The 10875-nt window shown below is 71.6% G+C and carries 10 protein-coding genes; 3 read left to right on the plus strand and 7 right to left on the minus strand.

The genetic code is table 11. From position 1 onward, the window contains the following. Positions 1–164 precede the first annotated feature (164 nt). A complete protein-coding gene (locus AB0B39_RS06130; protein ID WP_357573626.1) occupies positions 165–1004 on the minus strand; it encodes a hypothetical protein in 840 nt (279 codons plus the stop codon). A 196-nt stretch (positions 1005–1200) separates the two neighbouring features. Here AB0B39_RS06130 and AB0B39_RS06135 point away from each other — a divergent pair, with 196 nt between their 5' ends. Both AB0B39_RS06135 and AB0B39_RS06140 read left to right on the plus strand, forming a co-directional pair. Next, a complete protein-coding gene (locus AB0B39_RS06135) occupies positions 1201–2283 on the plus strand; it encodes a Glu/Leu/Phe/Val dehydrogenase (RefSeq protein ID WP_357491413.1) in 1083 nt (360 codons plus the stop codon). A 307-nt stretch (positions 2284–2590) separates the two neighbouring features. After that, a complete protein-coding gene (locus AB0B39_RS06140; RefSeq protein WP_007454329.1) occupies positions 2591–2806 on the plus strand; it encodes a DUF3073 domain-containing protein in 216 nt (71 codons plus the stop codon). 144 nt (positions 2807–2950) lie between these two features. Here the strand turns inward: AB0B39_RS06140 and amcA are convergent, their stop codons facing one another. From amcA to AB0B39_RS06165, 5 genes are all read right to left on the minus strand, one after another. Beyond that, positions 2951–3187, minus strand: a complete 237-nt coding sequence (amcA, locus tag AB0B39_RS06145) for a multiple cyclophane-containing RiPP AmcA (RefSeq protein WP_234583167.1) — start codon at positions 3185–3187, stop codon at positions 2951–2953. Continuing rightward, a complete protein-coding gene (gene amcB / locus AB0B39_RS06150; protein ID WP_357492077.1) occupies positions 3156–4259 on the minus strand; it encodes a cyclophane-forming radical SAM peptide maturase AmcB in 1104 nt (367 codons plus the stop codon). Before amcB ends, amcA begins: the two co-directional genes overlap by 32 nt. A 126-nt stretch (positions 4260–4385) precedes the next feature. Further along, entirely contained in the window at positions 4386–5540 is a 1155-nt protein-coding gene (gene purM, locus AB0B39_RS06155; protein WP_357491416.1) for a phosphoribosylformylglycinamidine cyclo-ligase, read from the minus strand. Positions 5541–5601: 61 nt separating this feature from the next. Next, positions 5602–7140 (minus strand): amidophosphoribosyltransferase, encoded by a 1539-nt coding sequence (purF, locus tag AB0B39_RS06160; protein WP_234583164.1) that lies wholly within the window; start codon positions 7138–7140, stop codon positions 5602–5604. Positions 7141–7308: 168 nt separating this feature from the next. Next, positions 7309–7632, minus strand: a complete 324-nt coding sequence (locus AB0B39_RS06165) for a sterol carrier family protein (RefSeq protein ID WP_357492079.1) — start codon at positions 7630–7632, stop codon at positions 7309–7311. Between the two features lie 190 nt (positions 7633–7822). Between AB0B39_RS06165 and AB0B39_RS06170 the strand changes: the two genes are divergently transcribed. Beyond that, positions 7823–9865, plus strand: coding sequence for a hypothetical protein (locus AB0B39_RS06170; RefSeq protein ID WP_357573627.1), 2043 nt, complete (start codon positions 7823–7825; stop codon positions 9863–9865). 253 nt (positions 9866–10118) lie between these two features. On the opposite strand, the gene AB0B39_RS06175 is transcribed toward AB0B39_RS06170, so the two are convergent. Next, positions 10119–10874 carry a 2-phosphosulfolactate phosphatase gene (locus AB0B39_RS06175; protein ID WP_357492081.1) on the minus strand — a complete coding sequence of 252 codons (756 nt, stop codon included), beginning with the start codon at positions 10872–10874 and terminating at the stop codon, positions 10119–10121. Between the last annotated feature and the right edge of the window lies 1 nt (position 10875).

The following is a 10875-nucleotide window of genomic DNA, read 5'->3' on the forward strand; positions in this document are numbered from 1 at the left end:
CATGGGCCGAACGGATGAAGGTCCCTAGACGGACGGATGAACCATGCCCGATTTTTACGACTTTTACACGGCAGAAACTACCTTATTCGGACTCATGATCACGGTTCGTGATGCGTCAACTACGAGGGAACCTCGCCTTGGGAGCGCTCCTAGGGCGAAATGCCTCAGTTGCACCGTTCCAGCAGCTGTACGGCACGCCACCGGGCCACCAACTTGTCGTACGCGGCGGACGCCTCCTCGGCCTCGCCGCGCGACAGCCCCGCGAGGCCACCGGCGACCAGCTCCGGCGAGTCGTCCGCGGCGAGGGTCTCGTCGGAGAGCAGGGCGACCAGGCCGCCGTAGTCCAGCTCCACCACCGAGCGCGGGTGGAACTCCTCCAGCCAGCGGGCCGCCTCCTCCACCGCCTCGGTGATCGGTGCCTCGCCCACCGACTTACGCAGCACCGACAGCGCCCGCGACGATCGGCGACGGGCCTTGGAGATCTCCGTCCGGTAGCGCAGCGCCCGCCGGCCCGGTTCGGTGACCAGGTCCCGTTCCGCCGGGTCGAAGAGCACGAACCACCGCAGCGGCACACCCCAGGTGGCGATCTGCTCGTGCACCCGGGGCACCCCGTGCTCCAGCACCCGGGCACCGCTGCGCCAGTCGTCGACGACCGCCTTGGCCTGCCCGGCGAGCACCGGCGGCACGAACGCGTCGGCGAGCACCGAGGGCACCCCGTCCCGGGCGTTGAGCGCCGCCTCGGCGACCCGGATGCGCAGGTTCCAGGGGCAGACCAGCAGGCCGTCGTCCGTCTCCAGGACGTACGCCTCCTCGGGCAGGTCCGGCAGCCTGGTCCAGCCCGCGCCCAGCGCTTCGATCACCGCCGTCCGCTGGCGGCCGGGGCCCTCGACCGGGGCGACCGCCCGCCCTTCCGAGACGTAGCGGCGCCAGTAGCTCTGCCGGTCCCGGTCGAAGGCGGTCAGCGGCTCGTACACGCGCAGGTATGAAGCGAAGAGCGACGGCACCGCGCGATCCTCCCACGAACCGCACCCGTACGGGCCCAGCGGCCGGACCACACGCGCCGCAACGTGGGATGACGCCGGGCACGTCGGGCGGCCGTACGGCGGCCGATACTAGGCTCGACCGCACCGGCAGCATCCCCGCCGGGGTCCACCAGGTCCGCGTCCCACAAGGAACGCACACCACCTTCAGGAGCCAGTCATGGGCGTATTCGCGAGCACCGACGACGCGATATCGACAGGTCACGAACAGGTCGTCTTCTGCCAGGACAAGCAGAGCGGCCTCAAGGCGATCATCGGGATCTACTCCACCGCGCTGGGGCCGGCGCTCGGCGGCACCCGCTTCTACCCGTACGACAGCGAGGACGACGCGCTCGCCGACGTGCTCGACCTGTCCCGCGGGATGGCGTACAAGAACGCGCTCGCCGGGCTCGACCTGGGCGGCGGCAAGGCCGTCATCTGGGGCGACCCGGAGCAGATCAAGAGCGAGGCGCTGCTGCGCGCGTACGGCCGCTTCGTGGAGTCGCTGGCCGGCCGTTACTACACCGCCTGCGACGTCGGCACCTACGTGGCCGACATGGACATCATCGCCCGCGAGACCCGGTACGTGACCGGCCGCAGCGTGGAGCACGGCGGCGCCGGTGACTCCTCGATCCTGACCGCATGGGGTGTCTTCCAGGGGATGCGGGCCGCCGCCGAGCACGTCTGGGGCACGCCGAGCCTGCGTGGCCGGCGCGTCGGCGTGGCGGGCCTCGGCAAGGTCGGCAAGTACCTGACCGGGCACCTGCTGGAGGACGGCGCGGAGGTGGTCGCCACCGACGTCAACCCGAAGGCCCTGGCCTGGGTGCGCGCGAACCACCCGGAGGTCAGCCTGGTGGACGACGCCACCGCGCTGGTCGCGGCGGACATCGACGTGTACGCCCCGTGCGCGCTGGGCGGCGCTCTGAACGACGACTCGGTGCCGGCGCTGCGCGCGAAGGTGGTGACCGGGGCGGCGAACAACCAGCTCGCGCACCCGGGCATCGAGAAGCTGCTGGCCGACCGGGGCATCCTCTACACCCCCGACTACGTGGTCAACGCCGGCGGCGTGATCCAGGTGGCCGACGAGATCGAGGGCTTCAACTTCGAGCGGGCGAAGCTGCGGGCCACCGGGATCTACGACACCACCCGCGAGATCCTGCACCTGGCGGACGCCGAGGGCGTTCCGCCGGCGGTCGCCGCGGACCGGCTGGCCGAGCGGCGGATGGCCGAGGTCGGTCGCCTGCGCACGATCCACCTGCGCTGACGCCTTTCGGAGTCGGAGGCGGATCGACCAGGATCCGCCTCCGGGCCTCCCACGCCGGTCCGGCTCGGTAAGCTGAGCCCAGGTCAAGTTTGGCGTGTTTTGTCCGGTGTCACGGGTGCTCCTCGTTCCGCTCCTTACCAGGTACACTGGGTGACGGCCGGATCGCCGCGACGCGCAGAGCCGGCTGACGGTAACCCGAGGTGCCGAACGATGGCATCCCCATGTACCGTAAGAGCCACGAGAGATGCCTGACGTCATCGGGGCCCGCCTTCGGGCTGCCCCGCATTCTGTGCGAGGGGGTCGAGCCATGGGGCGCGGCCGTGCTAAGGCCAAGCAGACGAAGGTGGCCCGGGAGTTGAAGTACCACTCCCCGAACACCGACCTCACCGCCTTGCAGCGCGAACTGGCGGGTGCTGGTAAGTCTGAGCACCACTTCGACGACGACTCTAAAGAGTTCGTCGACGACGATGATGAGAATCACGCGGACGACGACCCGGATCCCTGGGTCCGACCGACCCGCTGACCTCTCGACGCAGCTGAGCACGCGGTAACCCCCGCGTGCTCACGCATGTGCCCATCGGGAGCGAGACCGGTGCCGATCATCAGGGGCCTGCCCTGGCCGGAGGTCAACTCCGGCCGGCCGACAGGCCCCTGATCACGGTCGGCCTCAGCGCGGGCGGTTGTTCCAGTTGTAGAAGGTCGGGATGTTCTCGAAGTGGTTCCAGGCGCAGACCGCGCTGACGCCGTCTCCGCCCGACACCTCCGCCCGCAGCCGCCGCGCGTCCTCGGCCTCCTGAAGCAGCGCGACGAGCCCGGGGGCGGCCTCCCGCACCCGTTCGGTCACTCCGTCCGGGGGGTCGTCCGCTTCGCGCTCAGGCCGCCGGTGACTGGTGGTCTCGGGCATGCTCCAACACTCCCTCCAATAGGCGGATCTTGCTGTTGCGGCAGTGCTCGGTCTCCGTACCGTCAAAACGCCCCAGCTCGAAGTAACGGTTGGCGGCATGACCGCCGCCACAGAAGCCGAAGTACGGGCACGACGCCCGGCACGCCTCCACGCCCGTCAGGAACTCACCCACCCAGGGCGTCGACGCCGCGTCCGTCAGGATCCGGGCCAGCGGGGTGGCCAGCACGTTCCCACTGCTGAAGTCGCCGTAGTGCGGATCGGTGAAGCCGGCCAGCTCCGGGGAGAGCACGGTCACCGAGCCGTCGTGCCCGATGGTCGGGATCGGGTCCAGCCGACGGGGCAACACGCCGTCCGCCGCGCCGTCGAGCACCGCAGCCGCGTACCGCAGCGACCACTCGACCTCGCGCAGGTGGATCCGCGGCTCCTTGCGCCAGGCCGACACCAACTCGGCCCAGAACGCCGTCACCGCCGCCGCGTCATGGCTGTTGTCGCGGGTGTTGACCCCCTCGGTCTCCTCGATGTTGATGCCCAGCACGTCGCAGCCCAGCCCGAGGAAGTAGTCGTACAGCTCGGCGGCGAGCCCCGGCGCCGGCCGGGACACCACGGCCAGCGCCGAGAAGGGCAGCCCGTGGCGGCGCAGCGCCGCCACACCACGCAGGATCTTCTCGTACGCCGGCTGACCGCCACGGTTGACCCGGTCGCCATTGCGCTCGGCGGGCCCGTCCACGCTCACGCTCACCCGCACCTCGTGGCGGGCGAAGAAGGCGCACCACTCGTCGTCGATCAGCGTGGCGTTCGTCTGCACGTGGTGCTCGACCTCGGGCCCGAAGGGCGCGATCAGGGCGGCCAGGTGCTCCCGGCCGGCGGCCAGCGGCTCGCCGCCGTGCCACACGACGGAGAAGCGGCCGGCCGCCGCCCACGGGTTGACCGCCGCCGCCACCGCCTCGGCCACCGGCACCGACATCCGCCGGTCAGCGGCCCGAAACGGCAGGTAGCAGTACGCGCAGTCGAGGTTGCAGAGGGTGGTCGGCTGCATGACGACGTACGACGGGACCGCGGCCAGACCGCGCATCCCGCTGAACGACAGTCCCGCGGCAGCCATCACCCTCCTCCGCCCAGCCTGAGCCCTTCAGGCTAGGCGGCACTGGCCACTCGGGTGAAGCCCTGATCAGGTGCCCGTACGATCACCGGAACGTGATCATCCGCGAGTGTGCTGACCGACCATCTGCACGTTGCCCGTGCCCTCGATGATCTCGCCGGCCTGCCATGCCTCGACCCCACGGCCGGTCAGGGTGGCCAGCGCACGGTCGGCGTCCTCGGCCGAGACGATCGCGAACATGCCGACACCCATGTTGAAGGTCGACTCCATGTCGTGGTCGTCGATCCGGCCCTTCGACTGGATCAGGTCGAAGATCGGCTGCGGCTTCCAGGTGGACCGGTTGACCACCGCGTCGACGTGCTCCGGCAGCACCCGGACCAGGTTGCCGGGGATGCCGCCGCCGGTGATGTGGGACAGCGTCCGCACCTCGGCCTCGGCGATCAGCTTGAGGCAGTCCTTCGCGTAGATCTTGGTCGGGGTGAGCAGCTCCTCACCCAGGGTCCGCTGCCGACCGAAGTCGTCGATCACGATGTCCAGACGCATCCGGGCCGCACCCAGCAGCACGTGCCGGACCAGGGAGTAGCCGTTGGAGTGCAGGCCGGAGGAGCGCATGGCGATCACCGCGTCGCCCACCTCGACCCGCTCGGGGCTGAGGATGTCGGCTTCCTCGACCACGCCCACGCCGGTGGCGGAGATGTCGTACTCGTCCGGGCGCAGCACACCGGGGTGCTCGGCGGTCTCCCCGCCCAGCAGCGCGCAGCCCGCGTACCGGCAGCCGTCGGCGATGCCCGCGCCGATCTCAGCCACCTTGTCCGGAACGACCTCGCCGGTGGCGATGTAGTCGAGCAGGAACAGCGGCTCGGCACCGCAGGCCACCAGGTCGTCGACGACCATCGCGACCAGGTCGATGCCGACCGTGTCGTGGATGTCCATCTGCTGGGCGATCACCAGCTTGGTGCCCACACCGTCGGTCGACGACGCCAGGATCGGGCTCTTGTACTTCTTCGTGTCCAGCCGGAACAGGCCGGCGAAGCCGCCGAGGTCACCCAGCACCTCGGGGCGGCGGGTCTGGCGCACCTTCGACTTGAGCAGCTCCACCGCACGGTCGCCCGCGTCGATGGAGACCCCGGCGTCGGCGTACGAGACCGAGCGTTTACGGGCCTGACGGCCGGCACCGCCCGTCCACGGCTGGTGGTCGCCGCCAGCGCCGGTCGGGCTGCTTCCTGCGCCGCTGCGCTCGGACACGTGCGTCACGGTTCTCCCCTTTGTGCTTCTCGGTGCCGCGCCGGCGGTGGCCGGGCCGCGCCGGTTGGTGCTACGGGCGGTTTGCGGTCACGCCGCCCGGAGTGGCGACGAGCGGGCCGAAGCTGTCCGGGGCTTCCGACGTCGCGTTGGCGACCCGGCGGCCCACCCCTTCGAGGACGTGCTTGCCGATCAGGTTGCCGGCCGGCAGCTCGATCGGGTACTCCCCATCGAAACACGCCCGACACAGCCGGGTCTTCGGCTGCTCGGTCGCGGCGATCAGGCCAGGAAGCGAGACGTAACCCAGCGTGTCGGCGCCGATGGAACGCCGGATGCCGTCGTTGTCCAACCCGTTGGCCAGCAGCTCCGCCCGAGTGGCGAAGTCGATGCCGTAGAAGCACGGCCAGCTGACCGGCGGGGAGGAGATCCGGACGTGCACCTCCAGCGCCCCCGCCTCGCGCAGCATCCGCACGATGGCCCGCTGCGTGTTGCCGCGCACGATCGAGTCGTCCACGACCACCAGCCGCTTGCCGCGCACGTTCTGCCGCAGGGGGTTGAGCTTGAGGCGGATGCCCAGCTGGCGCAGGGTCTGCGACGGCTGGATGAAGGTGCGGCCCACGTACGGGTTCTTCATCAGGCCCGCGCCGTAGGTGATGCCGGACGCCTCCGCGTAACCGATCGCGGCCGGCGTGCCGGACTCGGGCACCGGGATGACCAGATCGGCCTCCACCGGGTGTTCCTTGGCCAGCTGACGGCCGATCTGCACCCGCGCCGCGTGCACGTTGCGCCCGGCGATGGTCGCGTCCGGGCGGGCGATGTAGACGTACTCGAAGAGGCAGCCCTTCGGCTCCGGCGACGCGAACCGGGTGGAGCGCAGCCCCTCCTCGTCGATCGCGATCAGCTCACCGGGCTCGACCTCGCGCACCACGCTGGCGCCGACGATGTCCAGCGCGGCGGTCTCGCTCGCCACCACCCAGCCACGCTCCAGCCGGCCGAGCACCAGCGGGCGCACACCGTGCGCGTCGCGGGCCGCGTACAGCGTCGACTCGTCCATGAAGACGAAGCTGAACGCCCCGCGCAGCTGCGGCAGGACCTTGAGCGCGGCCGCCTCGACGGACAGGTCCGGATGGCTGGCCAGCAGCATGGTCACCAGCGAGGTGTCGTTCGTCGAACCGTCCGCGACGAGGCCGCGCTCGGCGACCTCCTTCTCCAGCTCGGCGGTGTTGACCAGGTTGCCGTTGTGGGCCAACGCGATTGTCGTGCCGGAACTGGTCGACCGGATGGTCGGCTGGGCGTTCTCCCAGTTGGAGGCGCCGGTCGTGGAGTATCGGGCGTGCCCGATCGCCAGGTGGCCACGCAGGCTGGCCAGGGTGGGTTCGTCGAAGACCTGGGCCACCAGGCCGAGATCCTTGTAGACCACCACGCCCGAGCCATCGCTCACCGCGATGCCTGCGGCCTCCTGGCCCCGGTGCTGCAGGGCGTAGAGGCCGAAGTAGGTCAGATTGGCGACCTCTTCACCGGGGGCCCAGACACCGAAGACGCCGCAGGCGTCCTGGGGGCCGGGTCGTTGGGGGTCAAGGTCGTGGCTCAGCCGGCCGTCGCCTCGGGGCACTACCGCTCCCTCATGCTGGTCTGGACCGGCCTGGCGGGGATCACGGTGCGGATCCACACTCCTCGGCCGGGACCACTGTCGTCGCCTGACAGTGTACGCGAGTCGCCGTCAATACAGATAGTCACGATTTCCCTGCCGAGAGTCACGATCACCCGGACATCCGTGCAGCTAGAGGGGCAGATACGCCGAGAGGTCCGCCCTAATGCCACTCACCTGAACACGACCATCGGTGACCGCCTCGGCCCACGTGATCCGGCCGGCGGCCAACTCCAACCAGGTCTGCGGCGACATCTCGACCACGTTCGGCGGGTTTCCCCTGGTGTGTCGAGGACCGGGAACGCACTGGACTGCACCGTATGGTGGGACGCGCACCTCCACCGATCGGCCGGGGGCGCGCTCCGCGAGGACGGCCAACAAGGACCGGACCGCCTCCCGGAGTACCGGCCGTTCGGGCGTACGCCCCTCGTCAAGCGCCGACAAAGCCGCCACCACGGCGACGGACTTACTGTGCGGAGAGGACACGACGGGACGATACGACGCACAGGTGAAGCACTCGACGCTGGCCCTGGGTCGCGCCGATCCAGTCAGACAAGGCATAGTGGCCGACGGCGTATTCGTACCGTGATGATCCCCGGCCCGGCGCCCCGCCGGTCAAGGGAAGTCAGCCCGGAAGGCGGTGGACGTGTCAACACACCGACGTGCCTGGAAGCAGCGGGCCGGTGTGGTCGTAGCGCTGGTTGCCGGCGCTCTGCTCGCCGTCCCCGCAACACCAGCCCTGGCCGCAGAGGTCGACGTCTCCCCCGGCTCGGTCACCGTGAACGCCGGCAGCGACGCCACGATCACCGTGCGCATCACGGGCGGTGACAACGACGAGTCGGCGAAGGTCAGCCTCTCCGGGCTGCCGTCCGGCGTCAGCTGCGCCAGTGGCTGTGGCGATGTCAAACTCTCCGGCGGCGGCCTGGGCGGCCCGAAGGGCTCGGTGCTGGTCCGGATCGCGGCCAACGACAACGCCGGCGACGCGACCACCAACATCACGGTGGCGGTGGAGGCCGCTTCGGGCCCGGACACCGCCAACGTCTCGCTGACCGTGAAGGGCAAGGCCGCGGCACCGCCGACGCCGCAGCAGACGCAGACCGTCAAGTCGGTCTCCGGCAAGGTGGTCAAGAAGGCCGACAACACCGCGGTGCCGAACGCCTTCGTCGTCCTTCAGGACAGCGGGGGTCACCGCTACGACGCCCTGAGCGACGGCAGCGGCAACTTCCGCTTCACCGGCAGCACCTCCGCTCCGATCACTCCCGGGCGGATCGACCTCGGCGCGTCCTCCGACAACATCAAGGCGTTCAAGAGCTTCAACGCCAGCGCGGGGCAGTCCATCACCGGCCAGCGGATCAGCCTGGAGATCAAGGTTGAGGTGACGCCCAGCGCCACGCCATCCGCCAGCGCCGAGGCCGTCCCCACCGAGGAGGCGACCGAGGAGGACGGCGAGGAGCAGCCGTCCGAGGAGGCCAGCCCGGGCGCCCCGGCGAACGCCGCCAACGAGGACGACGGCGGCGGCTTCGGGTCGTACCTGATCATCCTGCTCGGCGGCCTGCTGGTCGCGGCCGGTGTCGGCACTATCGTGCTGCTCTGGATGAAGCGCCGCGAGAGCGGCGACGACGATGACGAGCCGGCGACCGCTGGCGCGGCCGGTGCGGCTGGCGCCGTGCCGGCGGCCCGGGGTGCCTTCCACGGCGCGGACGACCGCACCCGGGTGGTCAACCCCGCCGGTGGCGGTCCCGACCCGACAATGGTCGGTGGCGCGGCGCTCAGCGAGGCGCCGACGATGATGCACCGCCCGGTGGTCGACGACGTGCCTCCGGACCCGTACGGTGCGCCAGCGCAGCCCTACGGCGCCGCAGACCAGCAGGGCTGGGGTGGCACCGGCTACGGCGACGAGCCCGCCCCGGGCGGCTACGGCGCCGGTGGTGGCTACGGCAACGCGCCCTCCTCGGGCGGCGGTTACGGCACGACGGCAATGCCGGGGGGCGGCTACGGCGCCGGCCCGGCGGGGGACGCCTACGGCGCGGCACCCGGCTCGGGCGCGGGCTACGGTGGTGCCGCGGCCCCGGGTGGCGGCTACGGCAGCGCGCCTTCCTCCGGTGGCGGCTACGGCAGCCGTGACTACACGGCCCCGGCCGGTGGCGCGGGTTACCCGCCCGCTCCCGCCGGCGGGGCGGGCTACGGCGAGCGTTTCGACGAGCCGACCGGCCGGTACACCGGTGACAGCACCCAGTACCCGGCTCCGGCCGACCCGTACGCCACAGGCGTCTACCAGCCGGAGCAGGCGCCGGGCTACGGCCAGCCCGAGCCGACGGCCCCGTACGGCGGCGGTCGGTCGGCGGAGCCGGCCGGCGGCTACGGCCAGCCGACCAGCGCGTACGACCAGGGCGGCTACGGCCAGCAGCAGGGTGGCGGGTACGACCAGGGCGGCTACGGACAGGAAGCCCCGCAGCAACGCGGCGGCTACGACGACCGGGGCTACGACCAGGCCGGCTACGGCCAGCAGCAGGCCGGCGGGTACGACCAGGGCGGCTACGGACAGGAAGCCCCGCAGCAACGCGGCGGCTACGACGACCGGGGCTACGACCAGGCCGGCTACGGACAGCAGCAGGGCGGCCGGGCCCGGCCGGACAACCCGCCGCCCACCGAGCGGGGGGGCCGACGCCTCGACTGGCTGGACGACTGACCGGCACCACGACACCGCACGACGGCGAACGGCCGCCCGTTTCTCCGGGCGGCCGTTTCCGTTGCGGGCGCTGGTCGCCCGGTCCTGTGCTGATCAACTCGCCTTCCCGGAAGGCGGGCGGTCCGTCGTACCTCGACACACCGCCTTCCCGGCGACCGAGTTGATCACGCCTGGCAGCCGACGGACGGACAGGCGCGGTCGCGGCACAGCGCGGATCTGGACCCGGCGCGAGCGGGCCGGCGACCCGCGACGGTCAGGCGGCGGAGAACACGCCCTGGCGAAGGACCGGCACGACGTCCGACACGCCCACCCGGACCGCGACGTCGACGTCGGCGCCGAAGCCGCTCTCGGTCAACTCCCGACCGGACACGCTGCCGCGCACCGCGGCGGGCACGTCCGGAGTGCTGGCCAGCGCGGCGAGCGCCATGGCCGCCTCCACGGAGAGGCCACCCGGCACACCGGACAGGGCGTCCAGCACGCTCGCCGCGCCGAGCTGGTCCTCGACCGACGGTCGTAGCGACCCGTCCGGCCACCGCTCACCCGAGGCGACGACGCCGATGGGGGCGTCCGTCGTGCCGTACCCCTGGCGGCGCAGCCAACGCCCGACGGCGCGCGCGTTACGCAGGCACGCCGCGACGACCGGCAGGCCGGTGGCGCTCGCGGCCGCGCTGATCGCGGAGCCGTTGGGTGAGGGCAGCACGAGGTCGGCCACGACGGGCGCGGTGCTCAGCGCGGCGGGTGAGAGCGACCACGGATGGTCGGCTGTCACCCGGCGACGGCCCACCGCCGCGACCGCGCCGACCCGCACCGCGTACTCGGCGGCCTGCTCGCCCCACGGGAACGGGTGCACCCGCATGCCCCGGGCGACCGCCACCTCGACGGCGGTGGTGAACGAGAGGACGTCCACCACCACCAGCGCCGCGCAGACCCGACCGAGCTCGGCCGCCCCGGTCAGGCCCCAGTCGAAACGGGCGCCTGACCCGGGCTGGCCGTAGACGGCCGCGGTCAAC

The sequence above is a fragment of the Micromonospora sp. NPDC049114 genome, from assembly GCF_040648635.1.
GTDB lineage: Bacteria > Actinomycetota > Actinomycetes > Mycobacteriales > Micromonosporaceae > Micromonospora.